The sequence below is a fragment of the Streptomyces sp. NPDC001594 genome, from assembly GCF_042893675.1.
Taxonomy (GTDB): domain Bacteria; phylum Actinomycetota; class Actinomycetes; order Streptomycetales; family Streptomycetaceae; genus Streptomyces.
On record NZ_JBIAVB010000022.1, the window covers coordinates 122,742 to 148,981 of the forward strand.

23 protein-coding genes and 2 tRNA genes are annotated in these 26,240 nt (G+C 72.9%); 14 read left to right on the plus strand and 11 right to left on the minus strand.

Annotated features, from left to right (window positions below; genetic code table 11):
* Positions 1-27 precede the first annotated feature (27 nt).
* The 3 genes from ACFY0O_RS33760 (at position 28) to ACFY0O_RS33770 (ending at position 4,230) form a co-directional block, all read left to right on the plus strand.
* The gene (locus ACFY0O_RS33760) at positions 28-975 is read left to right on the plus strand and encodes a hypothetical protein (protein ID WP_388953963.1); all 948 of its coding nucleotides are present in this window, start codon (positions 28-30) and stop codon (positions 973-975) included.
* A 36-nt stretch (positions 976-1,011) separates the two neighbouring features.
* A complete protein-coding gene (locus tag ACFY0O_RS33765; RefSeq protein ID WP_388953966.1) occupies positions 1,012-2,562 on the plus strand; it encodes an APC family permease in 1,551 nt (516 codons plus the stop codon).
* Between the two features lie 228 nt (positions 2,563-2,790).
* A complete protein-coding gene (locus tag ACFY0O_RS33770) occupies positions 2,791-4,230 on the plus strand; it encodes an amino acid permease (RefSeq protein WP_388953969.1) in 1,440 nt (479 codons plus the stop codon).
* A gap of 139 nt (positions 4,231-4,369) precedes the next feature.
* Here ACFY0O_RS33770 and ACFY0O_RS33775 read toward each other — a convergent pair.
* Positions 4,370-4,454, minus strand: a tRNA-Leu gene (locus tag ACFY0O_RS33775).
* A gap of 174 nt (positions 4,455-4,628) precedes the next feature.
* A tRNA-Leu gene (locus ACFY0O_RS33780) sits at positions 4,629-4,713 on the minus strand.
* 168 nt (positions 4,714-4,881) lie between these two features.
* On the opposite strand from ACFY0O_RS33780, the gene ACFY0O_RS33785 reads away from it, so the two are divergent.
* The 3 genes from ACFY0O_RS33785 (at position 4,882) to ACFY0O_RS33795 (ending at position 7,455) form a co-directional block, all read left to right on the plus strand.
* Positions 4,882-6,207: a M20/M25/M40 family metallo-hydrolase gene (locus ACFY0O_RS33785; protein WP_358898187.1), complete on the plus strand. Its 1,326-nt coding sequence runs from the start codon at positions 4,882-4,884 to the stop codon at positions 6,205-6,207.
* 136 nt (positions 6,208-6,343) lie between these two features.
* Positions 6,344-6,577, plus strand: coding sequence for a chaplin ChpH (chpH, locus tag ACFY0O_RS33790; RefSeq protein ID WP_125601690.1), 234 nt, complete (start codon positions 6,344-6,346; stop codon positions 6,575-6,577).
* A gap of 152 nt (positions 6,578-6,729) precedes the next feature.
* Positions 6,730-7,455: a chaplin gene (locus ACFY0O_RS33795; protein WP_388953972.1), complete on the plus strand. Its 726-nt coding sequence runs from the start codon at positions 6,730-6,732 to the stop codon at positions 7,453-7,455.
* A gap of 70 nt (positions 7,456-7,525) precedes the next feature.
* Here the strand turns inward: ACFY0O_RS33795 and ACFY0O_RS33800 are convergent, their stop codons facing one another.
* Complete coding sequence (locus ACFY0O_RS33800) at positions 7,526-7,714, minus strand: DUF5703 family protein (RefSeq protein ID WP_079425334.1); 189 nt, start codon at positions 7,712-7,714, stop codon at positions 7,526-7,528.
* Positions 7,715-7,761: 47 nt separating this feature from the next.
* Here ACFY0O_RS33800 and ACFY0O_RS33805 point away from each other — a divergent pair, with 47 nt between their 5' ends.
* Entirely contained in the window at positions 7,762-8,445 is a 684-nt protein-coding gene (locus ACFY0O_RS33805) for a hypothetical protein (protein WP_388953974.1), read from the plus strand.
* Between the two features lie 52 nt (positions 8,446-8,497).
* Here the strand turns inward: ACFY0O_RS33805 and ACFY0O_RS33810 are convergent, their stop codons facing one another.
* Positions 8,498-11,074 carry a helix-hairpin-helix domain-containing protein gene (locus ACFY0O_RS33810; RefSeq protein ID WP_388953976.1) on the minus strand — a complete coding sequence of 859 codons (2,577 nt, stop codon included), beginning with the start codon at positions 11,072-11,074 and terminating at the stop codon, positions 8,498-8,500.
* Positions 11,071-12,054: an aldo/keto reductase gene (locus tag ACFY0O_RS33815; protein WP_388953977.1), complete on the minus strand. Its 984-nt coding sequence runs from the start codon at positions 12,052-12,054 to the stop codon at positions 11,071-11,073. The genes ACFY0O_RS33810 and ACFY0O_RS33815 overlap by 4 nt, the downstream gene beginning before the upstream one ends.
* Before the next feature lie 109 nt (positions 12,055-12,163).
* Between ACFY0O_RS33815 and ACFY0O_RS33820 the strand changes: the two genes are divergently transcribed.
* Both ACFY0O_RS33820 and ACFY0O_RS33825 read left to right on the plus strand, forming a co-directional pair.
* A complete protein-coding gene (locus ACFY0O_RS33820) occupies positions 12,164-13,213 on the plus strand; it encodes an LLM class F420-dependent oxidoreductase (RefSeq protein ID WP_388953979.1) in 1,050 nt (349 codons plus the stop codon).
* A 219-nt stretch (positions 13,214-13,432) separates the two neighbouring features.
* The gene (locus ACFY0O_RS33825) at positions 13,433-14,221 is read left to right on the plus strand and encodes a ferritin-like domain-containing protein (protein WP_388953982.1); all 789 of its coding nucleotides are present in this window, start codon (positions 13,433-13,435) and stop codon (positions 14,219-14,221) included.
* Positions 14,222-14,233: 12 nt separating this feature from the next.
* Here the strand turns inward: ACFY0O_RS33825 and corA are convergent, their stop codons facing one another.
* Positions 14,234-15,226: a magnesium/cobalt transporter CorA gene (gene corA, locus ACFY0O_RS33830; protein ID WP_388953983.1), complete on the minus strand. Its 993-nt coding sequence runs from the start codon at positions 15,224-15,226 to the stop codon at positions 14,234-14,236.
* Between the two features lie 54 nt (positions 15,227-15,280).
* Here corA and ACFY0O_RS33835 point away from each other — a divergent pair, with 54 nt between their 5' ends.
* The 4 genes from ACFY0O_RS33835 to mshC all read left to right on the plus strand — a co-directional run bounded on the left by ACFY0O_RS33835 (position 15,281) and on the right by mshC (position 18,814).
* Positions 15,281-15,988, plus strand: a complete 708-nt coding sequence (locus ACFY0O_RS33835; RefSeq protein ID WP_388953985.1) for a histidine phosphatase family protein — start codon at positions 15,281-15,283, stop codon at positions 15,986-15,988.
* A 75-nt stretch (positions 15,989-16,063) separates the two neighbouring features.
* On the plus strand, positions 16,064-16,654 hold the full coding sequence (locus ACFY0O_RS33840) for a DUF3090 domain-containing protein (RefSeq protein WP_358898203.1): 591 nt from the start codon (positions 16,064-16,066) through the stop codon (positions 16,652-16,654).
* Positions 16,655-16,659: 5 nt separating this feature from the next.
* Positions 16,660-17,454, plus strand: a complete 795-nt coding sequence (locus ACFY0O_RS33845) for an SCO1664 family protein (RefSeq protein ID WP_388953988.1) — start codon at positions 16,660-16,662, stop codon at positions 17,452-17,454.
* Between the two features lie 130 nt (positions 17,455-17,584).
* The gene (gene mshC, locus ACFY0O_RS33850) at positions 17,585-18,814 is read left to right on the plus strand and encodes a cysteine--1-D-myo-inosityl 2-amino-2-deoxy-alpha-D-glucopyranoside ligase (protein WP_388953991.1); all 1,230 of its coding nucleotides are present in this window, start codon (positions 17,585-17,587) and stop codon (positions 18,812-18,814) included.
* Positions 18,815-19,025: 211 nt separating this feature from the next.
* Here mshC and ACFY0O_RS33855 read toward each other — a convergent pair whose 3' ends face one another.
* From ACFY0O_RS33855 to ACFY0O_RS33875, 5 genes are all read right to left on the minus strand, one after another.
* A complete protein-coding gene (locus ACFY0O_RS33855) occupies positions 19,026-20,015 on the minus strand; it encodes a PAC2 family protein (protein WP_388953993.1) in 990 nt (329 codons plus the stop codon).
* 126 nt (positions 20,016-20,141) lie between these two features.
* Positions 20,142-21,749 carry an FAD-dependent oxidoreductase gene (locus ACFY0O_RS33860; protein ID WP_388953995.1) on the minus strand — a complete coding sequence of 536 codons (1,608 nt, stop codon included), beginning with the start codon at positions 21,747-21,749 and terminating at the stop codon, positions 20,142-20,144.
* 37 nt (positions 21,750-21,786) lie between these two features.
* On the minus strand, positions 21,787-23,313 hold the full coding sequence (gene glpK / locus ACFY0O_RS33865; RefSeq protein WP_358899572.1) for a glycerol kinase GlpK: 1,527 nt from the start codon (positions 23,311-23,313) through the stop codon (positions 21,787-21,789).
* Between the two features lie 79 nt (positions 23,314-23,392).
* Complete coding sequence (locus ACFY0O_RS33870) at positions 23,393-24,175, minus strand: MIP/aquaporin family protein (RefSeq protein ID WP_388953997.1); 783 nt, start codon at positions 24,173-24,175, stop codon at positions 23,393-23,395.
* Positions 24,176-24,501: 326 nt separating this feature from the next.
* Entirely contained in the window at positions 24,502-25,269 is a 768-nt protein-coding gene (locus ACFY0O_RS33875) for an IclR family transcriptional regulator (RefSeq protein ID WP_388954000.1), read from the minus strand.
* Between the two features lie 252 nt (positions 25,270-25,521).
* Between ACFY0O_RS33875 and ACFY0O_RS33880 the strand changes: the two genes are divergently transcribed.
* On the plus strand, positions 25,522-26,240 hold a 719-nt coding region (locus ACFY0O_RS33880; protein WP_388954003.1), incomplete at its 3' end, for a homocysteine S-methyltransferase family protein.

Here is a 26,240-nt window from a genome sequence, read left to right on the forward strand (position 1 = left end):
CGCCCGCGCTCTGGAGGGAACCCGCGGATGTCCCCGCCGCCGCCCCTCGGCCGCACCCGCAAGCGGGACGCCCAGCTCTTCGACCCGGCCCTCTGCGACACCGAACTCGTCTCCGTGCGCGGCCAGTTCACCCAGGGCCGCTGGGCCAGGGCCCGCAGCCTGCTGGTGGCCACCGGCGACGACTGGGACCGCCGGGGCCACCGCGTCACCGTCCTCGCCCAGACCCCCTCGGCCACCGCCTGGGCCCGCGAATGGCTCCTCGCCGAACCCGGCAGCGCCGACGCCGCCACCCTCCTCGCCTGCGCCGCCGTCCACGCCGCCCTGCGCGGCAAGGGCAGCGCCCAGGCCGCCGACGAGGCCTGCCGCCGGGCCGCCGCCCTGCTCCCGGCCGACCCCACCCCCTGGCTCGGCCTCCTGATGCTCTCCCGGGCCTTCGGCACCGACGAGGAGTTCAGCCGCCACTTCGACCAGGTCCGGGCCCGCCACCGCGAGCACCACCACGCCCACCACCTCATGGTCGCCCGGCTCGCCGAACGCGACCCCGCCGCCGGACGCGACCCGCTCCACGAGGTCTACGACTTCGCCGCCTGGGCCGCCGAGGAGTCCCCGGCCGACTCCCCGCTCGCCGTGCTCCCCGTCATCGCCCACGCCGAGCGCTACCGCGTCCTCGCCGCCGTCGAGGGCCGTACCGCGCCCGATGCCGCGGTCGAGCACTGGACCGGCCGCCGCGCCCGCCAGGTGCTGCGCTCCGCCTTCGACTGGTGGCTGGAGTGGGAACGCGAGGACCACCCCCGCAACCGGGTCGACCTCAACTTCCTCGCCCACGCCAAGCTCTGCGAAGGCCGCCCCGCCGAAGCCGCCGCCCTCTTCCACCGCATCGGGGTCCACGCCACCCGCGCCCCCTGGTCCTACCCGGACCGCGACCCCACCAAGGCCTTCCTCGCCGCGCGCAGCGCCGCGCTCGGCACCGCCTGACACCCCCAGCCCACCCGACCCCGAAGGGACCCTGCCATGCCGACGGGCAGATCCACCGTGACGGCCGCCGCCACCGAGGCCGAGATACGCACCTACAAGGGCCAGGACCGCGCCCTGCGCGCCGGCCGCCTCGGCACCGCCGGACTGCTGCTCTCCGTGCTCGCCGCCAGCGCGCCCCTGATGGTCGTCGCCGGTGTCATGCCCACGATCTTCGGGGTCATGGGCATCGTCGGCCAGCCCCTCCTCTTCGTGATCCTCGGCGTCGTCCTGGCCCTCTTCGGCATCGGCTACGCCGAGATGAGCCGCCACGTCCACAACGCCGGCGCCTTCTACGCCTACATAGCCCGCGGCCTCGGCCCCACCGCCGGCGCCTGCGCCTCCCTGGTCGCCCTCGTCGCGTACAGCGCCATGCAGGTCGGCGTGTACGGCATCCTCGGCTTCGAGCTCTCCGGCCTCTTCGCCACCTACCTGGACACGCAGATCGCCTGGTGGATCCCCGCCCTGCTCGCGGTCGCCGCCACCGGCGCCCTCGGCTGGCTGAAGATCGACCTCAACGCCAAGGTGCTCGGGGTCCTGCTGCTCATCGAGTGCGCCCTCGTGGTCGTCTTCGACCTCGCCGCCCTCGGCAAGCCCGGCCCCCAGGGCCTCTCCCTGCACGCCTTCGACCCCGCGACCCTCGGCGGCGCCGGCCTCGGCACCGCCCTGTGCTTCTGCATCGCCGCCTTCGTCGGCTTCGAGCAGTCCCCGGTCTACGCCGAGGAGACCAGCAAGCCGCACATCGTCGTCTCCCGCGTGATGTTCCTCGCCGTCGGCTTCGTCGCCCTCTTCTTCGCCCTCAGCGCCTGGGCCCTCAGCGTGGCCACCGGGCCCGCGCACATCACCAAGGCGGCCGCCGAGGCCGGCCCCGCCCTCCTCTTCGACCTCACCCAGAGCCGCCTCGGCGCCGGCTTCACCGACGTCCTGCACGTGCTCTTCGTCACCGGCATGTTCGCGGCCATGCTCAGCTTCCACAACGTCGTCGCCCGCTACGCCTTCGCCATGGGCCGCGAGGGCCTGCTCCCCGCCCGCTTCGGCCGCACCAACCCCGGCACCGGCGCCCCCGCCACCGGCTCCCTGCTCCAGACCGTGGTGGCCGCCCTCGTCGTCCTCGCCTTCGCCGTCACCGACACCTCCCCGGCGGGCGACCCCACCGCCCCCGTCCTGCACCTGTTCACCTGGATGGGCAGCGTCGGAGCCCTCGGCGTGACCGCCCTGATGGCCGCCTCCTCCTTCGCCGTCATCGCCTTCTTCGTCCGCCGGGGCGCCGCCGGGGCCCAGGTCTGGCGGCTCGTCGCGGCCGGCGTCGCCGGCGTCGCCCTGGTCGTCATCGCCGTCTACACCGTGAAGGACTTCACGCTCCTGGTCGCCGCCGAGGAGGGCTCCGCGCTCAGCTGGGCACTGCCCGCGATCATCGGCGTGGCCGCGCTGGCCGGACTGGTCCACGGGCTGGTCCTCAAGGCCCGCCGCCCCGAGGCGCACGCCCGCATCGGCCTGGGCAACGAGGCCTTCCGGCTCGACCAGGCCGCCGAGGCCGGACCGGGCGCCTGAGGCCCCGCAGCCCCCGCAGCCCTCGCATTCCCACCCCCCGGCAGCCCCCGGCGACCGTTTCCAAGGTCGCCGGGGGCTGCCGCGCCCCGTGGCCGATTTTGGCGGGGGGCGGACGCTCATGGTCTCCTGGGGCGACAAAATCACCGGAACGCGGCACGGGGACACCACCCAGCTCCCCCGCACGCGCCTTCCGGCCTGCCTGTCCGACCCACGAAGGCGAAGTCGTATATGAGTGACCGCACCTTGACCGAGGCCACCGCCGAGGCCTCCTCCCGCCACGTCGACGCCGGTGACGAGGGCTACAGCAAGGACCTCAAGTCCCGCCACATCAACATGATCGCCATCGGCGGGGCGATAGGCACCGGCCTCTTCCTGGGCGCCGGCGGCCGCCTCGCCGGCGCCGGACCCTCCCTGGCCATCGCCTACGCGGTGTGCGGCGTCTTCGCCTTCTTCGTGGTCCGGGCCCTGGGCGAGCTCGTGCTCTACCGCCCGTCCTCCGGAGCCTTCGTCTCCTACGCGCGCGAGTTCATGGGGGAGAAGGGCGCCTACACGGCCGGCTGGCTCTACTTCCTCAACTGGTCCACCACCACCGTGGCCGACATCACGGCCGCGGCGACCTACGCGCACTTCTGGTCGATGTTCACCGACATCCCCCAGTGGGTGCTCGCCTTCATCGCCCTGGCCGTGGTCCTCACCGCCAACCTGATCTCGGTGAAGTACTTCGGCGAGATGGAGTTCTGGTTCTCCCTGGTCAAGGTCGCCGCCCTCGCGATCTTCCTGATCGTCGGCATCTACCTCGTCGCCACCAGCCACGACATCGACGGCAGCACCCCGGGCCTGGCCAACATCACCGACCACGGCGGCATCTTCCCGACCGGCGTGCTCCCGATGCTCCTGGTCATCCAGGGCGTGGTCTTCGCGTACGCCTCCGTCGAACTGTGCGGCGTCGCCGCCGGTGAGACCGAGAACCCCGAGAAGATCATGCCGAAGGCGATCAACTCGATCATGTGGCGCGTGGGCCTGTTCTACGTCGGCTCCGTCGTCCTGCTCGCGCTGCTGCTCCCGTACACGGACTACTCGGCCGACCAGAGCCCCTTCGTCACGGTCTTCGACAAGCTGGGCGTGCCCGGCGCCGCCGGCATCATGAACCTGGTCGTCCTGACGGCCGCCCTGTCCAGCCTGAACTCCGGCCTCTACTCCACCGGCCGGATCCTGCGCTCGATGGCCATGTCCGGCTCCGCCCCGAAGTTCACCGGCCTCATGAACAAGGGCAAGGTCCCCTACGGCGGCGTCCTCTTCACGGCCGCCTTCGGCGTCGCGGGCGTCGGCCTCAACGCCTGGATGCCCGGCGAGGCCTTCGAGATCGTCCTCAACCTGGCCTCCATCGGCATCCTCGGCACCTGGGCCATGGTCATGATCTGCTCGCTGTTCTTCTGGCGCCGCGCGCAGAACGGCCTCGTCGAGCGCCCCGGCTACAAGCTGCCCTGGGCGCCGTACACGCAGATCGTCACCCTGATCTTCCTGGTGACCGTGCTGGTGCTGATGTGGTGCGACGGCGGCGTCGGCCGCACCACCGTGATGATCCTGCCCGGCATCGCCGCGGCCCTGGTCGGCGGCTGGTTCCTGGTCCGCCGCCGCGTGGCCGAACTCGCCGCCTCGCGCGACTGACCAGCCCCACGGGCCCCAAGGGCCCCCGGGACGGCCTCCGGGCCCGCCCGGGGGCCCTTCGCCGTTCCAGGGCCCGTACGGCGGCGGAGCGGAGGAAAACGAAGAAGGACCCCGCCGAAGTGGGGTCCTTCTCCTGATGTGTCCGAGGGGGGACTTGAACCCCCACGCCCGATAAAGGGCACTAGCACCTCAAGCTAGCGCGTCTGCCATTCCGCCACCCGGACGGGGTGTGTGTCGTTCCGGCCTCGGCGGCCGTGGCGACAGGTGAAACATTACCAAACATTCCGGGGGCGTCCGCGCCACCCCCGACCGGCGGCTTCCGGCCACCGCGAACCCCTCCGGAACACCGGCCGCACGACGAAGAGGGACCCCGCCGAAGCGGGGTCCCTCTCTTGATGTGTCCGAGGGGGGACTTGAACCCCCACGCCCGATAAAGGGCACTAGCACCTCAAGCTAGCGCGTCTGCCATTCCGCCACCCGGACCGGGTGTGTGCGTCCCGGCCTGGCGGCCGTTCCGACGTGGAAAACATTACCAAACAGTCCGGGGTCCTCGATCACGCCCCCCGCGGCCGACGGACCGCCCTTGGGGAGAGCGGCCGCGGGCGGGAGGATGGGAGGACAGCCGGTACGTGATCAGTGGGAGGAAGCATCGTGGGCGCATCGGGCGCGGGCAGCACCGTCTCGGGCCAGGACGAGGTCGTCGACCTCTGCCGGGACCTCATCCGGATCGACACCAGCAACTACGGGGACCACTCGGGCCCCGGCGAGCGCAAGGCGGCCGAGTGGGTCGCCGAGAAGCTCGCCGAGGTGGGGTTGGAGCCGCAGATCTTCGAATCGCACAAGGGGCGCGCCTCGACCGTCGCCCGGATCGAGGGCGAGGACCCCTCGCGGCCGGCCCTGCTGATCCACGGGCACACCGACGTGGTCCCGGCGAACGCCGCCGACTGGACCTACGACCCCTTCTCCGGCGAGATCGCCGACGGCTGCGTGTGGGGCCGCGGTGCCGTCGACATGAAGGACATGGACGCGATGACGCTGGCCGTCGTGCGCGACCGGATGCGCAGCGGGCGCAAGCCTCCCCGCGACATCGTGCTGGCCTTCCTCGCCGACGAGGAGGCGGGCGGCACGTACGGCGCCCGCCACCTGGTGGACAAGCACCCCGGGCTCTTCGAGGGGGTCACCGAGGCCATCGGTGAGGTCGGCGGCTTCTCCTTCACCGTGAACGAGAACCTCCGCCTCTACCTGGTGGAGACGGCCCAGAAGGGCATGCACTGGATGCGGCTGACGGTGGAGGGCACCGCCGGCCACGGCTCCATGACCAACACCGACAACGCGATCACGGAGCTGTGCGAGGCCGTCGGCCGCCTCGGCCGCCACACCTGGCCGGTCCGCGTCACGAAGACCGTTCGGCACTTCCTCGACGAACTCTCGGACGCCCTCGGAACCCCGCTCGACCCCGACGACATGGACGCCACCCTCGCCAAGCTCGGCGGGATCGCCAAGATGGTCGGCGCGACCCTGCGCAACTCGGCCGCCCCGACCATGCTCGGCGCCGGCTACAAGGTCAACGTGATCCCCGGCCAGGCCACGGCGCACGTGGACGGCCGCTTCCTGCCGGGCTACGAGGACGAGTTCTTCGCCGACCTCGACCGGATCCTCGGCCCGCGCGTCAAGCGCGAGGACGTGCACGCCGACAAGGCCCTGGAGACGGACTTCGACGGAAAGCTCGTCGACGCCATGCAGGGCGCCCTCCGGGCCGAGGACCCCATCGCGCGCGCCGTGCCGTACATGCTCTCGGGCGGCACCGACGCCAAGTCCTTCGACGACCTCGGCATCCGCTGCTTCGGCTTCGCGCCGCTCCAGCTGCCGCCGGAGCTGGACTTCGCGGGCATGTTCCACGGCGTGGACGAGCGGGTTCCGGTCGAGGGGCTGAAGTTCGGCGTACGGGTGCTCGACCGCTTCATCGACAACGCCTAACGCCGGGGATTCGGGAAGGTGTGCGGATTCCACTGAGAAGAGTGAATGCGCTCATACGCTCGTAGCCCCGGTGATCCCTCCTCGTTACAGGTGGTGCGGTCCGCGGCTGGGACCGCATTGCCTACTAGGAGGAACAATGCTCAAGAAGGTTGTCGCCGCTGCGGCTGCCACCGGTGGTCTGGTTCTCGCGGGTGCGGGCATGGCTGCCGCCGACGCCGGTGCCCAGGGCGCGGCCATCGGCTCCCCCGGTGTCCTGTCCGGCAACGTCGTCCAGGTTCCGGTCCACGTCCCGGTCAACGTCTGCGGCAACACCGTGAACGTCATCGGCCTGCTGAACCCGGCCTTCGGCAACACCTGCGTCAACGCCTGACGCTTCTGAAGTTCTGGCCCCGGAGCGCAATCCAGCGCTCCGGGGCCGCCGGGCTTTCCGGCCCGGAACCAGATCATGTCGGCGTGGCAGGCGGGGGAGCCCGTACACAGCCTGTCCGCCGCGCGAACGCACTCACCAGGGGACGAGCACAGATGCGACGACCGGTTCAGGTCACGAGGGTCACGAAGAAGACGCTGGTCACGGTGGCGGCGGCGGGGGGTGTCCTCGCGCTCGGCGGCGGTTACGCCCAGGCGGACTCCGGCGCCTCCGGGCACGCCGCGAACTCCCCGGGCCTGCTGTCCGGGAACAACGTGCAGGCACCGGTGGCCGTACCGGTCAACGCCTGCGGCAACACCGTGACGGTGGTGGGGGGTCTGAACCCGGCCTTCGGCAACCGCTGCGCCAACACCTCGCACGGGCCGCAGCACCCGGGCCACCCCGGCAACCCGGGCCACCCCGGCAACCCGGGCGGCGGCGATGACGACTGCGACGAGGACCACCCGGGCCACCCCGGCGGGGAACACCCCGGCACCCCGGGCCACCCCGGCAACCCCGGTACGCCGGGCGGCAATCCGGGCACGCCGGGCGGTCACACCCCCGGCGGCGGCAACCCGGGCACTCCGGGCGGCCACACCCCCGGTACCCCGGGCGGCCAGCAGCCGGGCGGCGGGCAGCAGAACCCCGGTACCCCGGGCACTCCCGGCACCGGCTCCGGTACGGGCGGCGGCACGACCCCGGCCGGCCACTCCGCACCGGCTCCGGGCGGCAGCCTCGCCGCCACCGGCGCCGGTGACGCGATGACGGCCGGCCTCCCGCTCGCGGGCGGACTGCTGCTGGCGGGAACGGTGCTCTACCGGCGCGCCCGCAACTCCGCCTGACGGTCCGCCACTCCGACGCGGGCCCCGCACCGGCGGGGTCCGCGTCGCCGCGCGTCCGGCAGCCTCCGGTTCACCAGGTGGCTCTGACCTGGCGGATGATCCGGCGGCGCAGCCGCGCGCGGCGGCTGCCGTCGCGGTACAGGGTCATGCGGTCGAGCTCCCAATGCCCGTATTCCGCATGATCGGTCAGCAGTCGGGTGGCCTCCTTGCGGGGCGTCCCGCGGGGCACGTACACGTCGACGAATTCGTATTCCGGCATCGTATCTATTGTGCGGGCACCGGCCCGCTACGGATAGCGTCTGCACTATGTCTGATGCCGCTCTGCCCACTGTTGCCGAGGTACGCGCCGCCGCCGAGGCGGTCAAGGCCGCTCTCGACCGTCACCTCGCCGCGGTCGAGAGCAGGATCGGGGACGAGGACCCGGCCGTCTACGCCGCGTTCAACGAACTCGCCGCCGCTGCCGAGGAGTACGACGAACTCCTCTACGACCGCTACGACGAGGTCACCCCCTTCGAGATCCCGACGCCCGAGACAGGGGCCCGCTACACCGGCCCCGCCGAACCCGCGGCGTTCAGCGTGCTCATCCGCCGCGACTACGCCGTCGTCGAACCGGCCCGGCTGATCGCCCAGGCCGAACGCGTCGCCGCGCACGACCGCGACGCCGAACTCATCGACGACGGAGGCACGGGCGGAGCGCTCGGCGTCCTCTTCGGCGAGTACGAGCCCGACGAGATCGCCTCCCGCTCCAAGGACTTCGGCCTGGAGGAGGGCGACTCCACCCTCTGGATCGCCGCCCTGGAGGAGGTCGCGGAACCCGGGGACTGGCTCGGTACGCCCTTCGGACAGACCGATCCCCAGGACGTCCTGCACCGGTTCGACGTGAGTTCCGTCTTCGACGAGGACGCGGAGTACTTCGAGGACGAGGACGCCGACGACGCCGATGACACCGACGACAGCCCTGCCGCGCCCTCCGGACTGACCCCGGCCTGAGCGCGGACCGTGCCGCCTCCGTCCCCCGCGGGCGGAGGCGGCACGCCTCGTCCTACACCTGCTCCTGCTGGGCGGCCGTCAGCGCCCGCAGCAGGCCCGTGAGCCGGGTCGTGCGCGGCTTCGGCGGGACCTGGGCCACCGCGTGCGCCAGGGCCTGGTCGACGCCGTGCACCACCGACAGGTGCCGCCCGGCCCGCCCGAACGCCGTGTACACCCAGTCCCGGGACAGGGCCTGCGCCGCGTCCCCGGGCAGCACGACGACCACCGCCGGCCAGCGCGAGCCGACGGCCTGGTGCGCCGTCACCGCCCAGCCGTGGCGCACCCGCGCCTCCACCCGGTCCTGCGGTACGACGATCCGCGCCCCGGCCGCGTCCAGGTGCAGCCCCTCCGCGTCGGCGGACACCACCCGGGCCGGCACCGCCCGCCCGGGCGCGGGCACGTGGACCACCCGGTCGCCGGGGTCGAAGCCGGCGAACCGGCCGGGGCCCGGGTTGAGCCGCTCCTTGAGGGCCGCGTTCAGCGCCCGGGTCCCCGCCGGGCCGCCGTGGCCCGGGGTGATGACCTGCACGGCCTCCGCCGGGACGCCGAAGGCGCGCGGCACCGAGTCGGCCACCAACTGCACGGTGCGGTGCACGGCCTCGCCGGCGTCGCGCACCGGCACGATGACGACCTCCTTGCCGGGGGCGTCGACCTGGTGCAGCTCCCCGACCCCGATCCCCGAGACCAGCTCGCCGAGCGGGCCCGGGTCCGGGGTCCGGGAATTCACGTGGGGGAAGGCGCGGGCCGCCAGCACGTCGGCGAACACCCGGCCGGGCCCCGCCGAGCCGAGCACCCCGGGGTCGCCGGAGAGCACCAGCCGGGCCCCGTCCGGCACCGACTCCACCAGGGCCGCGGCCGCCTCCACGTCCAGCTGCGGGGCGTCCAGGACGACCAGCAGGTCCAGCTCGAAGCGGCCGTCGGAGTCCCGGCCGGGACCCTGGGCCCCCGCCAGCAGCTCCGCCACGGTGACGGCGCCGGGCGCGGGGGCGTGCGCCGCCAGGACGGTGCGCAGGCCCCGCTCGCGGGCGGCCGCCGCCAGGGCCAGGGGTTCGGCGCGGGCCGCCTCGCCGCCGGTGTGGGTGACCAGGCCGGCCGCGGCCACCGCCCGGACCAGGTCGGCGCCGGGGCCGGCCGCGGCCGCGGACCAGTCGGCCGGGGCCGTGAAGGTGGCCGCCAGCCGGGCCAGGCCGTCGGCCAGGCTCTCCTCGGCCAGGGCGTGCTCCTCCAGGCCGACGAGGACGCGTACCGGCTGCTCCTCGTCCTCCGCGACGGGCTCGCCCAGCGGCTCGTGGAACACCAGCACCGCGCCCTCGCCGATCGCCGCCTCCAGGGTCTCGGCGGGGGCCGGCGCCCCGTACTGGGCCAGGGCCTTCTCCAGCACGGGGGCCTCCAGGGCGGTGTGGCCGCGCTCGGCGGCCTGCGCCAGCAGCCAGTCCACCAGGGCGGCGCCGCGCCGGGCGTCGGCGGGGCCGGCCGCGGGGCCGAGCAGGGCCTGGGCGAAGCCGTCGGCCTGCGCCGGGCGCACGCCGGGGACGGCCAGCAGCCGCCAGGGGTCCTCGGCCAGCTGCTCGGCCGCGCCCTCGCCGAGGGCCTCGGCGGCCGGCCCGGCCAGTGCCTCCGGGGCCCCGCCGCGCGCCAGTACGGCCCGCACGGCCCCGACGTCGCCGACGGTCGGGACGGGGGCCTGCGGGCGGGGCTGCGGGGGCGCGGGGGCCGCCGGCCGGCGGGGCGCGGGCGGAGCCTCGTCGAAGGTCACGGCGGGTGCCTTGGCCCCGCTCTCCACGGCCCGTACGGCGGCCAGCAGGTCGGCGGCGCGGCCGCTGAGCTTGCCGCCCGCGTCGACGGGGTGCTCCCGCTCGGCCTTCCGCCGCGCGATCCGCTCCCGCTCGACCCGCTGCGCGGCCAGCTCGGCCTGCGCCTCGCTGAGCCCGGCCGCGGCCCCCTCCCCGCCGGTGCCCCCGGCGGCCTGCGGCTCGTCCCCGTTCCCGGCCTCGGCGGCCTGCGGCTCCGCCCCGCCCCCGGCCTGTGTGTCGTCCCCGCCATCGGCACCGGAGCGGCTCCCGGGCCCGGCGGCGTCGTCCGGCGCGGCGGCCTGCGCGGACCCTGCGGGGCCTTCCCCCACCCCGCCCCTTCCCGAAACCGGGGGCTCCGCCCCCGGACCCCCACCGGTCTCCGCCCCGGCTCCGCCGGGCGTCCCGCCGTCCGCTTGCGCCCCGTCCGCGGCGGGCACGGCCTCATCCGGCTCCGCCCCGGCCCCGGCGTCCGCCCCGGCGGCGCCGGAGCCCGCCTCGGCTTCGGCACGGGCATCGGCTCCGCCGTCGGTAGCTTCGGCGGGGTCCGCCCCGGCGTCCACCCCGGCCCCGGCCGCCGGTTCGGCCCCGGCGTCGCCCGGGGCCGCCCCGCCGTCGGCACCGCCTTCGGCGGAGGCCGGCCCGGCGTCCGGGACCGCTCCGGCCGGCGGCTCGGCTTCGGGGAGCGGGGCGCCCGGGGCCGGGGCGGGTCGGGGCTCGGGGGCCGGGGTGCCGGAGGCTTTCGGGCGCGGTCCCGGGGGCGTGGCCTCGGGCGGCGTCGTCTCGGGGTCCGTGCTCACAGCGTGCTCCAGTCCTGGTCGGGGTAGCGGTGCACGGGTGCGGACACGTCGTCCAGCGCCCGGCGGATCTCCTCCGGAAGACTAAGGGCCTCCACCGACAGCGCCGCCGCGAGCTGCGCCGACGTTCGGGCGCCGACGATGGGGGCGGCCACCCCGGGGCGGTCGCGGACCCAGGCCAGGGCCACCTGGAGCGGGGTGACCGCGAGGCCCTGGGCGGCGGTGACGACCGCGTCCACGATCCGCCCGGCCGCCTCGTCCAGGTACGGCTCCACGAAGGCCGCCAGGGAGGCCGACGCACCCCGGGAGTCCGCGGGGGTGCCCTCGCGGTACTTGCCGGTGAGGACGCCCCGGCCGAGCGGGGAGGAGGGGAGCAGGCCGACGCCCAGGTCCAGGGCGGCCGGCAGGACCTCCCGTTCGACGCCCCGCTGGAGCAGGGAGTACTCCATCTGCGTCGAGGCCAGCCGGGTCCGCACCCCCGGCGCCGCCAGCTGCCAGGTCGCCGCCTTCGCCAGCTGCCAGCCGCTGAAGTTGGAGACCCCCGCGTAGCGGGCCCGTCCGCTGGCCACCGCCAGGTCCAGCGCCTGGAGGGTCTCCTCCAGCGGGGTCTGCGGGTCGAAGGCGTGGATCTGCCACAGGTCGACGTGGTCGGTGCCGAGCCGGTCCAACGAGTCGTCCAGGGCCGCCAGCAGATGCCCGCGCGAGCCGTTGAAGCGCCGGTCGGGGTCCGGGACGCTGCCCGCCTTGGTCGCGATGACCAGGTCCCGGCGCGGCACGAGGCCGCCCACCAGCCGCCCCAGGAGGTACTCCGACTCCCCGCCGCCGTACACGTCGGCCGTGTCGACCAGCGTGCCGCCCGCCTCCCAGAACGTCTTCAACTGCTCGGCGGCGGCTTCCTCGCCGGTGTCACGGCCCCAGGTCAGGGTGCCGAGGCCGATCCGGGAGACGCGCAGTCCGGTGCGGCCGAGATGCCTCTGCTCCATGACCGCTGAGACTACTGGGGCACTGCCGTGAGGCCGTCGGGCGCGCTAGAGTCCCTGCGCAGACCTACGTTACTGATCGGTAAACCGGCACATCGTAAGGGGACGACACATGCGGCTCGGCATCAATCTCGGCTACTGGGGTGCGGGCATGGACGCCGACAACCTCGCCGTCGCCCAGGAGGCCGACCGCCTCGGCTACGACGTCTGCTGGGCGGCCGAGGCCTACGGCTCCGACGCGGCGACCGTGCTGGCCTGGGTCGCCGCCCAGACCGAGCGGATCGACGTCGGCTCGGCCATCTTCCAGATCCCGGCCCGCCAGCCCGCGATGACGGCCATGACCGCCGCCACCCTGGACTCCCTCACCAAGGGCCGCTTCCGCCTCGGCCTCGGCGTCTCCGGCCCGCAGGTCTCCGAAGGCTGGTACGGCGTCAAGTTCGACAAGCCCCTCGCCCGCACCCGCGAGTACGTGGAGATCGTCCGCAAGGCCATGAGCCGCGAACGCCTCAGCTACGACGGCGAGCACTGGACCCTCCCGCTGCCGGGCGGCCCCGGCAAGCCCCTCAAGCTGACCGTGCACCCCGAGCGCCCGCACATCCCGCTCTACATCGCCGCCATCGGCCCCAAGAACCTGGAGCAGACCGGCGAGATCGCCGACGGCGCCCTGCTGATCTTCCCGGCCGCCGAGCACCTGGAGGAGACGGCCCTGCGCCACATCCGCGCGGGCCGCGCGAAGGCCGGACTGACCATGGACGGCTTCGACGTCTGCCCGACCGTACCGCTGGCCGTCGGCGAGGACGTGAACGCCCTCGCGGACATGTTCCGCCCCTACACCGCCCTGTACGTCGGCGGCATGGGCAGCCCCAAGCAGAACTTCTACAACCAGCTCGCCCAGCGGATGGGGTACGAGAAGGAGGCCGCCGAGATCCAGGCCAAGTACCTGGGCGGTGACAAGACGGCCGCGGCCGCCGCCGTCCCGCACTCGCTGATCGACTCCACCACCCTGCTCGGCTCGGTGGAGCGCATCGCCGACGGGATGCGGGCCTACGCCGACGCCGGGGTAACCACCCTCACGCTCGCCCCGGCCGGGTTCACCCTGGACGAGCGGCTCACCGCCCTGCGCGCAGGCACCGAGGCCCTGGAACTGGCCGGCCTGGCCTGACGCACCGGCGCCGCCCGCGCGACGGATGCGGGGCGGCGCCGGAAGCCTGCGGCCGTGGTGGGGGCTCGGGGGGTCTTCCCCGCCACGGCCGACACAGCGAACAACGCGCGGCCCGCCCGCGGGGTTACGCCCCGCGGCGCGGGCCGGGGTTTCGTTCATTCGGCCGAGTCGCGGCACCCCTCGGTTGCCCGCCCGCTCCATCCGCATTTGACTCGTTCCATGCTCTCCGCACGCAGCCTGTTCCAGGAGATCGTCGACAGCGACGACGCCTTCCAGCTGTTCTGCTCCATCGCCGCCAGCGGGGAGTCCCAGGGCGGCTGGGAGAACGCCAGGATCGCCGCCCTCGTCCCCGACGGCATGCGCGACCTCGCGCCCAAGATCGCCCGGCACGGCGCCGACGAGGACAAGCACGGCCGGATCTTCCGCGCCCTGCTGCGCAAACGCGGGCTGCCCGCCGTCCCCGTACCGCCCGAGACCGACTACACGATGCTCCTCGAACGCCGCGGCATCGGCCTCGCCCACGAGAAACTGCGCCGCGACGAGCCGCTGGGCGAGGAGGACATCGTCGTCTACCTGGCGCACAGCCGGGTCACCGAACAGCGGGCCGCCGACCAGATGGACATGCTCCTGCGCCACTTCGGCCGCCACCCCGAGGTCGGCAGGGCCGTGAAGGTGATCAGCCACGACGAGGACAACCACCTCGCCTACTGCCACGAGGAACTCCTGCGCCTGGCCCGCGCCGGACACGGCCGGACCATCCACCGCCTCCTGCGCGAGAGCGCCCTCGCCGAGATCGCCGTCTACCGGGACGTCAGCCTCGCCGTCATGGACCACATGGGCCGGCTCCTGCGCTGGCCCGCGCCCAAGGCCGCCGCCCTCGCCGCCGGCATCCGCGGGACGTACGCGTACGAGCGCTTCAGCGGCTGGCACCGCATGATCGCGCTGCGCCAGCCCGAGCGCACGGACCCGCTGGGCGGCAGTCCCCTCCCCGCGCCCGGCTTCGCCTGAGCGCGGCGGCGCTCACAGCCAGCCGCGCCGCTTGAACATCCGGTGCAGCCCCAGGCACAGGACCGCCATCAGCACCAGCACCGCCGGGTAGCCCCACCACTCCCGCAGCTCCGGCATGTGGTCGAAGTTCATCCCGTAGATCCCCGCGACCATCGTCGGGACGGCCGCCATGGCCGCCCAGGCGGAGATCTTGCGCATGTCGTCGTTCTGGCGGACCCCCATCTGCGCCAGGTGCGCGGCCAGCGCGTCCGACAGCAGCCGGTCCAGGCCCTCGACGTACTCGTTCGCCTTCGTCAGGTGGTCGGCGACGTCCCGGAAGAACGGCTTGGCGTGGTCGTGCACGAAGGGCACGTTCCCGAAGGCGAGCCGGTCCATCGGCTGCGACAGCGGGCTCGTGGCCCGGCGGAACTCCAGCACCTGCCGCTTGAACCCGTAGATCCGGGCGGCGGTGTTCTTGGTGTCCGCCGTCTGCGGGGCGAACACCTCCGCCTCCAGCTCCTCCAGGTCCGCCTGGAGCTCGGCCGCCACCTCGATGTAGTGGTCCACCACCGCGTCCGACACCGCGTACAGCACCGCCGTGGGCCCGTGCCGCAGCACCCCCGGCTCGTGCTCCAGCCGCCGCCGGACCGCCGCCAGCGCCGCCCCCTCGCCGTGCCGGACCGTCACCACGAAGGAGTCGCCGATGAACAGCATCAGCTCGCCCGTGGTCACCGTGTCCGCGTCGTCGTCGTACATCACCGGCTTGAGGACGACGAACAGCGAGTCGTCGTACACCTCCAGCTTCGGCCGCTGGTGCGCGGTCAGCGCGTCCTCCACCGCCAGCTTGTGCAGTCCGAACTCGTGGCTGACGTGGTCGAACTCCTGCTCCGTCGGCTCGTACATGCCGATCCACAGGAACGCGTCACCCACCGCGCGTGCCTGAGCCAGGGCTTCCGAGAGGTCCCCCGGGGCCTCGGAGCGCCGGCCGTCCCGGTACATCGCGCAGTCCACAATCACGCGGGGCATTCTTCCCCCACCGGGCCCCGTCCGCACGCCGGCACCAGCGCTTAGGCTGCTCCCATGGCCACGCTGATCCTCGTACGACACGGGCGGTCCACCGCCAACACCGCCGGTCTGCTCGCCGGCTGGACCCCCGGGGTCGCCCTCGACGAACGGGGCGCCGCACAGGCCGCCGCGCTGCCCGGGCGGCTCGACGGAGTGCCCCTCGCCGCCGCCGTCTGCAGCCCGCTCCAGCGCTGCCGGGAAACCCTGGCCCCGCTGCTCGCCGCCCGCCCCGAGCTGCCCCTGCACACCGACGAGCGCATCGGGGAGTGCCACTACGGGGACTGGTCGGGCCGCAAGCTCTCCGAACTCGGCGAAGAACCCCTCATGAAGATCGTCCAGCAGCACCCCTCCGCCGCCGTCTTCCCCGGCGGCGAGTCCATGCGCGCCATGCAGAGCCGCGCCGTGGACGCCGTCCGCGAGTGGCACGCGCGGATCGAGGAGGCGCACGGCGCCGACGCCGTCTTCCTGATGTGCTCCCACGGCGACATCATCAAGTCCGTCGTCGCCGACGCCCTCGGCATGCACCTCGACCTCTTCCAGCGCGTCCACGTCGACCCCTGCTCGGTCACCGCGATCCGCTACACCCCCACCCGGCCCTTCCTGCTGCGCCTCGGCGACACCGGCGACCTCGCCCCGCTCATCCCGGCCGCGGCGCCCCCCGCGGAGAACGCGGCCGAGGGCGGCGGCAACGCCGTCGTGGGCGGCGGCGCGGGCGCGGCCTGATCGGACGGCGCAGTAGGGTGGCAGGGCCAACACAAGTGCGCAGCCCTGCCCCCGCCCCAGACTTGGAGACCGGTCGTGCCCCGTCAGGTGTTCCTTTACGACCCGCCGGACCGCTTCGTGGCGGGCACCGTCGGTCTGCCTGGACGTCGCACCTTCTTCCTCCAGGCCTCCCAGGGCCCCCGCGTCACCAGCGTCTCCCTGGAGAAGACCCAGGTCGCCGCGCTGGCCGAGCGGATGGACGAGCTGCTCGACGAGGTCGTGCGCCGCACCGGGGGCAACGCCCCCGTCCCCGCCGTCGCGACCACCGAGGCCGCCGACACCGCACCGCTGGACGTCCCCGTCGAGGAGGAGTTCCGCGTCGGGACGATGGCGCTGGCCTGGGACGGCGAACAGCAGCGGATGATCGTCGAGGCCCAGGCGCTCGTCGAACTCGACGCCGACTCCGAGGAGGACCTCGCCGAGGCCGAGGAGCGGCTCCTCCAGGACGAGGAGAACGGCCCGCCCATGCTGCGCGTGCGGCTCTCCGGCGCCCAGGCCCGGGCCTTCGCCAAGCGCGCCCTGGACGTGGTCAACGCCGGCCGCCCGCCGTGCCCGCTGTGCAGCCTGCCCCTGGACCCCGAGGGGCACGTGTGCCCCCGCCAGAACGGGTACCGGCGCCAGGTGTGAGCGCCGTGACCCCGATAGAGGAGCTGCTCACCCACGGTGAGCTCACCGTCCGCGGCCGGATCGCCGAGGCGTCCAACGCCGTGCTGCTGTGCACCGTGGCCTACGAGGGCCGCAGCGCGGAATGCGTCTACAAGCCCGTCAAGGGCGAGCGGCCGCTGTGGGACTTCCCCGACGGCAACCTCGCCCGGCGCGAGCGCGCCGCCTACCTCGTCTCCGAGGCCACCGGCTGGGGACTCGTGCCCACGACCGTGCTGCGCGACGGCCCCTACGGAGAGGGCATGGTGCAGCACTGGATCGACGCCGGAGAACAGCCGGAGCCGCGACTGCTCGCGCTGGTGGAGGGCGAGGAGGCCGGGGAGGGCTGGAAGGCGGTCGCCCTCGCGGAGGTCGGGGAGGGCCGCACGGCCCTGCTCGTCCACGCCGACGACCCCCGCCTGCGCCGGCTCGCCGTCCTCGACGCGGTGATCAACAACGGCGACCGCAAGGGCGGCCACCTGCTCCCCGCGCCCGACGGCCGCCTCTACGGGATCGACCACGGTGTGACCTTCCACTCCGAGGACAAGCTCCGCACCCTGCTCTGGGGCTGGGCGGGGGAGCCGCTGACCGGTGAGGCGCGCTCCGTGCTGACCTCCCTGGAGGCCCAGCTGGCCGAGGACGGCCCGCTGACCACCCGGCTGGCCGAACTGATCACCCCCGCCGAGCTGGCCGCCGTACGGGCCCGTGTGGCCCTCCTGCTGCGCAGCGGGACGCATCCGAAGCCCTCCGGGCAGTGGCCGTCGATCCCCTGGCCGCCCGTCTGAGCAGGGCGGGCGACGGAAGGGGCCGGATGGGAACGAACGCACAGATCCGGCCAAAGCACAAGGGTGTCGATCAAGCCAACAGTGCTGCTCCCATTCGTTTCCGGAACAGTCGTCCGGTTAGGCTCGAAGCATGCATGCCTGGCCCGCTTCTGAGGTCCCCGCCCTGCCCGGCAAGGGCCGCGACCTCCAGATCCACGACACCGCGACCCAGGCGACGGTCACCGTCGACCCCGGTCCCGTCGCCCGCCTCTACGTCTGCGGAATCACCCCGTACGACGCGACCCACATCGGTCACGCGGCGACCTACAACGCGTTCGACCTCGTCCAGCGCGTGTGGCTCGACAACAAGCGCCAGGTCCACTACGTCCAGAACGTCACGGACGTGGACGATCCGCTGCTCGAGCGGGCGCTGCGCGACGGGCACGACTGGACCGAGCTCGCGGAGCGCGAGACCGCCCTCTTCCGCGAGGACATGACCGCCCTGCGGATGCTGCCCCCGCAGCACTACATCGGCGCCGTCGAGGCCATACCCGGCATCGTGCCGCTGGTCGAGCGGCTCCGCGACGCGGGCGCCGCGTACGAACTGGAGGGCGACGTCTACTTCTCGGTGGAGTCCGACCCGCACTTCGGCGGGGTCTCCAACCTCGACGCCCAGGCGATGCGGCTGCTGTCCGCGGAGCGCGGCGGCGACCCGGACCGCCCGGGTAAGAAGAACCCCCTCGACCCGATGCTGTGGATGGCCGCCCGCCCGGGCGACCCGAGCTGGGACGGCGCCTCGCTGGGCCCCGGCCGGCCGGGCTGGCACATCGAGTGCGTGGCCATCGCCCTGGAACACCTGGGCATGGGCTTCGACGTCCAGGGCGGCGGCTCCGACCTCGCCTTCCCGCACCACGAGATGGGCGCCTCCCACGCGCACGCCCTGACGGGCGAGTTCCCGATGGCCAAGGCGTACGTCCACGCGGGCATGGTCGCCCTGCACGGCGAGAAGATGTCGAAGTCCAAGGGCAACCTGGTCTTCGTCTCCGCCCTGCGGCGGGCCGGGGTGGACCCGGCGGCCATCCGTCTGGCGCTGCTCTCGCACCACTACCGGGCGGACTGGGAGTGGACCGACGCCGTCCTCGCGGAGGCGGAGGCCCGCCTGGCCCGCTGGCGCGCGGCCGTCTCCCGCCCGGACGGCGTTCCCGCCGACGCCCTGGTGGAAGAGGTCCGCGAGGCCCTCGCCCGTGACCTCGACGCCCCTGCCGCTCTCGCGGCGGTGGACCGCTGGGTCGAGGCCCAGCTGGCCTCCGACGAAACGGACGAGACGGCCCCGGGCCTGGTCTCCCGCACGGTCGACGCCCTCCTGGGCGTGGCCCTGTAGCACCCGGGGCGGGGCCGGGGATCCGCTGCGCGGAGCCTTCTCCCCGCCCCGCCCTTTCTCCGCTTCCGCCTCAAACGCCGGCGGGGCTGAAATCAGCCCCGCCGGCGTTTGAGGCGCGGGGTCTGGGCGGAGCCCCAGGAAACGGTGAAAGGGCGGGTAGGGGACAGCTCCGCGCAGCGGCAGCCGTACCCCGCCCGCCCTTCCGGGACCGCTAGGCCTCCGGGGAGTCGTCCCCGGGCTCGTCCTCCGGCGGCGCCGCCGGAGGCTCCTCCGGGGAGGGGTCCGGCTTGCGCTTGGGCGCGCGCGGCCCGCCGGAGGTGTCCCGCAGGTACGACCCGTCCCCCGGCCCGTCGCCAGACGAGGGGTCCCGCCGCCGCAGGTACCGCTCGAACTCCCGCGCGATCGCGTCACCCGACGCCTCCGGGAGGTCCGCCGTGTCCCGCGCCTCCTCCAGCGTCTGGACGTACTCCGCCACCTCGCTGTCCTCGGCGGCCAGTTGGTCCACCCCCAGCTGCCACGCCCGCGCGTCCTCCGGCAGTTCCCCGAGCGGGATCCTGACGTCGATCAGGTCCTCCAGCCGGTTCAGCAGCGCGAGCGTCGCCTTCGGGTTCGGCGGCTGCGACACGTAGTGCGGCACCGCCGCCCACAGCGACACCGCCGGAACACCCGCGTGCGTACAGGCCTCCTGGAGCACGCCCACGATCCCCGTCGGGCCCTCGTACTTGGTCTCCTCCAGGTCCATCGTCCGTGCCAGGTCCGGGTCCGACGTCACCCCGCTGACCGGCACCGGCCGGGTGTGCGGGGTGTCCCCGAGGAGGGCGCCGAGGATGACGACCATCTCCACGCCCAGCTCGTGCGCGAAACCGAGCAGCTCGTTGCAGAACGACCGCCACCGCATGGACGGTTCGATGCCCCGCACCAGCACCAGGTCGCGCGGCTTCGCGCCGCCGATCCGGACCACCGACAACCGCGTCGTCGGCCAGGTGATCTTCCTGACCCCGTGCTCCAGGAACACCGTCGGCCGGTTGACCTGGAAGTCGTAGTAGTCCTCGGCGTCGAGCGCCGCGAAGACCTCGCCCTTCCACTCCCGGTCCAGGTGCGCCACCGCACCGGAGGCGGCGTCACCCGCGTCGTTCCAGCCCTCGAACGCGGCCACCATGACCGGGTCGATCAGCTCGGGCACGCCCTCAAGCTCGATCACCCAGGTCTCCTTCCGAAGTTCCTCGTGTACGTGGGAAAGCCTAAGCCTTGTGGGGTCGGCCGCCACAGCCCACGACAGAGGGGCGGTTCCCCTCGGAACCGCCCCTCTTCCCCACCTGAGTACGAGCTATGCCTTGCGGGCCAGCATCTCCTCGACGCGGGCCTTCACGGACTCGTCGTCCAGGCCGCGGACGGTCACCGTCGTACGGCGGCGCAGCACGTCGTCCACGGTCTCGGCCCACTCGTGGTCGCGGGCGTAGGCGACCTGCGCCCAGATCTCCGGGCCGTCCGGGTGGATCCGCTCGGCCAGCGCCGCGTCCTCGTTCGCCAGACGGGCGATGTCGAAGGCCAGGGAGCCGTAGTGCGAGGCCAGGTGGCGGGCGGTCAGCGGGTCCATCCGGGTGCCGGGCTCGCGGTCCACCAGCAGGCGGTGCGCGACGGCGTTCGGGTTGGCGACACCGGGCAGCGGGACGCGGCGCACGAGGGACTTCACCGGCTCCATGTCCTCGGTCAGCGGGCTGCCGGGGAGCTTGGCGAGCTTGTCCATGACCACGCGGCCGATGTGGCGGTACGTGGTCCACTTGCCGCCGGCCACGGACAGCATGCCGCCCGCGCCCTCGGAGACGACCGTCTCGCGCTTGGCCTTCTCGACGCCGCCGGGACCGCCGGGCAGCACGCGCAGGCCGGCGAAGGCGTACGTCATCAGGGAGCGGTCGAGGTCGGAGTCCTTGATCGAGAACGCGGCCTCGTCCAGGATCTGCTGGATGTCCTTCTCGGTGGCGCGCACGTCCGCCGGGTCGCCCTCGTACACCTCGTCGGTGGTGCCGAGCAGGAGCTGGTCCTCCCACGGCAGGGCGAAGGTGATGCGGTACTTGTCGATCGGGGTGGCCATGGCGGCCTTCCACGGCGACTTGCGCTTCATGACGATGTGCGCGCCCTTGGAGAGGCGGATCGACGGCAGCGCGTGCTTGTCTTCCATGCGCCGCAGGTGGTCCACCCACGGGCCGGTGGCGTTGAGCACGACGCGGGCGTCGACGCCGAACTCGGTACCGTCGAGGCGGTCCTTGAGCTCGGCACCCGAGACCCGGCCGCGCGTCATGCGCAGGCCGGTGACCTCGGCGTGGTTGAGGACGACGGCACCCGACTCGACGGCCGCGCGGACCGTCATCACGGCCACGCGGGAGTCGTTCATCTGGTGGTCGTAGTAGACGGCGACGGCCTTGAGGTTGTCGGTCTTCAGGCCGGGGTTGTCGGCGACGGCACGGGCCGGGGATATGACCTTGCCCATGCCGTCGCCGAAGGCCGAGAGGGCGGAGTAGGCGAAGACGCCCGCGCCCAGCTTGGCCGCACCCACCGGGCCTCCCTTGTAGACCGGCAGGTAGAAGGTGAGCGGGTTGACCAGGTGCGGGGCCACGTCCTTGGCCAGCACCCGCCGCTCGTGGTGGTTCTCGGCCACCAGCTTGACCGCGCCGGTCTGCAGGTAGCGCAGACCGCCGTGGACCAGCTTCGAGGAGGCGGAGGAGGTGGCGCCGGCGAAGTCGCCGGCGTCCACCATGGCCACCCGCAGACCCGACTGCGCGGCGTGCCAGGCCACCGAGGTGCCCAGGATTCCACCGCCGATGACCAGCAGGTCGTACGTGGCCTTGGCCAGCTGCTCACGGGTCTCGGCGCGGCTCGGGTTCGAGCCGGCGGTCGGGTGCGTGCCCAGTGTGGGGACGCTCTGCAGGGTGCTCATGTCTCTTCAGCTCCTCGTCGATTCGACAGCTGGTGCGTCAGCTGGCGTCTTCGTCGTCGATCCAGCCCATGGACCGCTCGACGGCCTTGAGCCAGTTCTTGTACTCGCGGTCCCGCTGCTCGGCGGGCATCCGCGGGGTCCACTCCGCCGCGCGGCGCCAGTTGGCGCGCAGGGCGTCGGTGTCCGGCCAGAAGCCGACGGCCAGGCCGGCGGCGTAGGCGGCGCCGAGGCAGGTGGTCTCGGCGACCATCGGACGCACCACGGGGGCGTCCAGGAAGTCCGAGAGCGTCTGCATCAGCAGGTTGTTGGAGGTCATACCACCGTCGACCTTGAGGGCCGCCAGCTCGACGCCGGAGTCCTTGGTCATGGCGTCGGTGATCTCGCGGGTCTGCCAGGCCGTGGCCTCCAGGACGGCACGGGCGATGTGCGCCTTGGTGACGTACCGGGTGAGGCCGGCGATCACACCGCGGGCGTCGGAGCGCCAGTACGGGGCGAACAGACCGGAGAAGGCCGGCACGAAGTAGGCGCCGCCGTTGTCCTCGACGGAGGAGGCCAGGGTCTCGATCTCGGCCGCGGACTTGATCAGGCCCATCTGGTCGCGCATCCACTGGACGAGCGAGCCGGTGACGGCGATGGAGCCCTCCAGGGCGTAGACCGGCTTCTGGTCGCCGATCTGGTAGCCGACCGTGGTCAGCAGGCCGCTGTAGGAGTTGATGATCTTGTCGCCGGTGTTCATCAGCATGAACGTGCCGGTGCCGTAGGTGGACTTGGCCTCGCCCTCGGCGAAGCAGGTCTGGCCGAAGAGGGCGGCCTGCTGGTCACCGAGCGCCGAGGCGACCGGGACACCGGCGAGGACGCCGTCCTTGACGTGGCCGTAGACCTCGGCGGAGGACTTGATCTCGGGGAGCACGTTGAGCGGGACGCCCATCGACTCGGCGATCTTCTCGTCCCAGGCCAGGGTGTGCAGGTTCATCAGCATGGTGCGCGAGGCGTTGGTGACGTCCGTGACGTGCGCACCGCCCTGGGCGCCACCGGTGAGGTTCCAGATGACCCAGGAGTCCATGGTGCCGAAGAGGATGTCCCCGGCCTCGGCGCGCTCGCGCAGGCCCTCGACGTTGTCGAGCAGCCAGCGGACCTTCGGGCCGGCGAAGTAGCTCGCCAGCGGCAGGCCGGTCTCGCGGCGGAAGCGGTCCTGGCCGACGTTGCGGCCGAGCTCCTTGCAGAGGGAGTCGGTGCGGGTGTCCTGCCAGACCAGCGCGTTGTGCACCGGCTCGCCGGTGTTCTTGTCCCACAGGACGGTGGTCTCGCGCTGGTTGGTGATGCCGACCGCCTTGACGTCGGCGGCAGTGATCTCAGCCTTGGCGATGGCGCCGGCGACGACCTCCTGGACGTTGGTCCAGATCTCGGTGGCGTCGTGCTCGACCCAGCCCGGCTTCGGGAAGATCTGCTCGTGCTCCTTCTGGTCGACGGCGACGATGCGGCCGTCGCGGTCGAAGACGATGCAGCGGGAGGAGGTGGTGCCCTGGTCGATCGCGGCGATGAAGGGGCCGGTGCTGCTGGTCATGGTGGCTGCTCCTGGCAGGTCTGTTGAGTAGGCGGAATCAGGAGGGCGGTGCGGATCTTACGAACGCGGCCGAAGCTGATCAGGCGAACGCGATGTTGTACAGACCGCCGGCGAGCAGGGCACCGACGAGCGGGCCGGCCACCGGGATCCAGGAGTAGCCCCAGTCCGAGCCGCCCTTGTTGGGCAGCGGGAGCAGGGCGTGGACGATGCGGGGACCGAGGTCGCGGACCGGGTTGATGGCGTAGCCGGTCGGGCCGCCGAGGGAGAGGCCGATGCCGACGACGACGAAGGAGGTGATGAGGACGCCGATGACGCCGAGGCCCTTGCCCTCGCCCTGGAGGCCCTGGGTGAGGATCGCGAGGACGAGGACGAAGGTGCCGATGATCTCCGTGGCCAGGTTCTGGACCACGTTGCGGATCTCGGGGCCGGTGGAGAAGATGCCGAGCACCGGGCCGGCGACGTCGTGCGGGTGCGGGTCCTCGGGGCCGAGCTTGGCGTCCTTGATGTTCTCCGGGTCCGCCAGGTGCGCGCGGAACTGGCCGTAGTAGGTGATCCACATCAGGACCGCGCCGATCATGGCGCCGAGCAGCTGGCCGGCGAAGTAGACGGGGACGTCGCCCCACTCGCCGGTCTTCACGGCTATGCCGACGGTGACCGCCGGGTTGAGGTGCGCGCCGGAGAGAGGCGCGGAGACGTAGGCGGCGATCAGGACGGCGAAGCCCCACCCGAAGGTGATCGCGAGCCAGCCCGCGCCGCGGGCCTTGGAGCTCTTGAGCGTGAGAGCGGCGCACACGCCGCCGCCGAGCAGAGTGAGCAGGGCGGTACCGATGGTCTCGCCGATGAAGATGTCGGAGCTGGACACCCGCGACTCCTTTGTCTTACGTCCAGGGGGTGGGCGGACACCGGGTCCCTCCGGTGGTCCGCGCACTCGGTGAGTGGTTCACCGGTCCATGGCCTCGCCCTACCCTAACGCGTATTGCCGGTAGGTGTTCGACAATGCCGACCGATGAACGGCAGTTTTCCGCCTGGGTTCAGAACGCGTCAAGGCCTGACCAGGTCAAAGAACCGGATCGTTACCACTCGGTACGATCGCCCAAATCCGGCCAATGGCCGGTCCGGAAACGAAGAGGTCCACCCGAATGGCGCCCAAAGCGGCCAAGGGGTGGACCAAAGGGGATCAGGTCAAGCTCAGAACCGGCCTGCTCCGAGGTCGCGCGAAACCGACCGGGCACAGTCCCGCACGGACGCCACCAGGGCGGCACGCGGCTCCCCGGACTCCCCGCAGACCCGCTCCACGGCGCCCGCCACGGCGACCGCGCCCACCGGCATCCTGCGCCGGTCGTGGATGGGCGCCGCCACCGAAGCGATGCCCTCCCAGGTCTCCTCCACGTCGGCCGCCCAGCCCCGCGCCCGGGTCAGGTCGAGGACCTCCTCGAAGCCCGCCGCGTCGGTCACCGTGCGCGGCGTGAACGCCTCCCGCTCGCCGTCCAGTGCCTCCGTGTGCGCGACCGGGTCGTAGGCCGACAGCACCTTGCCCAGGGCCGTGGAGTGCAGCGGCTGCATGGCCCCCACCTCCAGCACCTGACGGCTGTCGTCCGGCCGGAACACGTGGTGCATGATCAGCACCCCGCTCTGGTGCAGCACGCCGACGTACACGCTCTCGCCGCTCGCCCGGGCCAGGTCGTCCGTCCACACCAGCGCCCGGGCGCGCAGCTCGTGCACGTCCAGGTAGCTGTTGCCCAGCCGCAGCAGCTCGGCGCCCAGCTGGTAGCGCCCGGAGGCCGGGTCCTGCTCGACGAAGCCCTCGGCCTGCAGCGTGCGCAGGATCCCGTGCGCCGTGCCCTTGGCCAGGCCCAGGGAGGACGCCACGTCCGAGAGACCAAGCCGGCGCTCCCCGCCGGCCAGGAGCCGCAGCATCGCAGCGGCTCGTTCGAGCGACTGGATGTTCCGTGCCATCGCGCAGCCTCCTGCTGACGTAGTTCGACAATGCTGAACACTATCGGTCGATGCCGACCTTGTGCATGGTTGGGTGTTTGCCGGTGCGCCGCCGACCAGGGGACCTTCCGTGTGACTCCCGCGCACAGAATGCAGTCCGCCACGTGGGACGCCCTCACCGGGGCGGGTGCCGCGCGGTTACCCTGACCGCGTGCACCCCTGACACAGCGGGGGCGCAAAGCCGACAGCCGTCGCATCCCAGGGAGCTCAACCATGGCCTCGTTGCCGAACCCGCCCGCAGACACCCAGACCCGGGCCGATGCCCTCCGAGAGGCGCTCGCGACCCGCGTGGTCGTCGCCGACGGAGCCATGGGAACCATGCTCCAGGCACAGGACCCCACCCTGGAAGACTTCCAGCAGCTCGAAGGCTGCAACGAGGTCCTGAACGTCACCCGCCCCGACATCGTGCGCTCGGTCCACGAGGCGTACTTCTCGGTGGGCGTCGACTGCGTCGAGACCAACACCTTCGGAGCGAACTACGCGGCCCTGGCCGAGTACGACATCCCCGAACGCAACTTCGAGCTCTCCGAGGCCGGCGCCCGCATCGCCCGCGAGGTCGCCGACGAGTTCACCGCCTCCACCGGACAGCAGCGCTGGGTGCTCGGCTCCATGGGCCCCGGCACCAAGCTGCCCACCCTCGGCCACATCACCTACGCCCAGATCCGCGACGCCTACCAGGTCAACGCCGAGGGCCTGATCTCCGGCGGCGCCGACGCGCTGCTCGTCGAGACCACCCAGGACCTCCTCCAGACCAAGTCCTCCATCATCGGTGCCCGCCGCGCCATGGAGGCCCTCGGTGTCAGCGTCCCCCTGATCTGCTCCGTCACCGTCGAGACCACCGGCACGATGCTGCTGGGTTCGGAGATCGGTGCGGCGCTGACGGCGCTGGAGCCGCTGGGGATCGACATGATCGGTCTGAACTGTGCGACGGG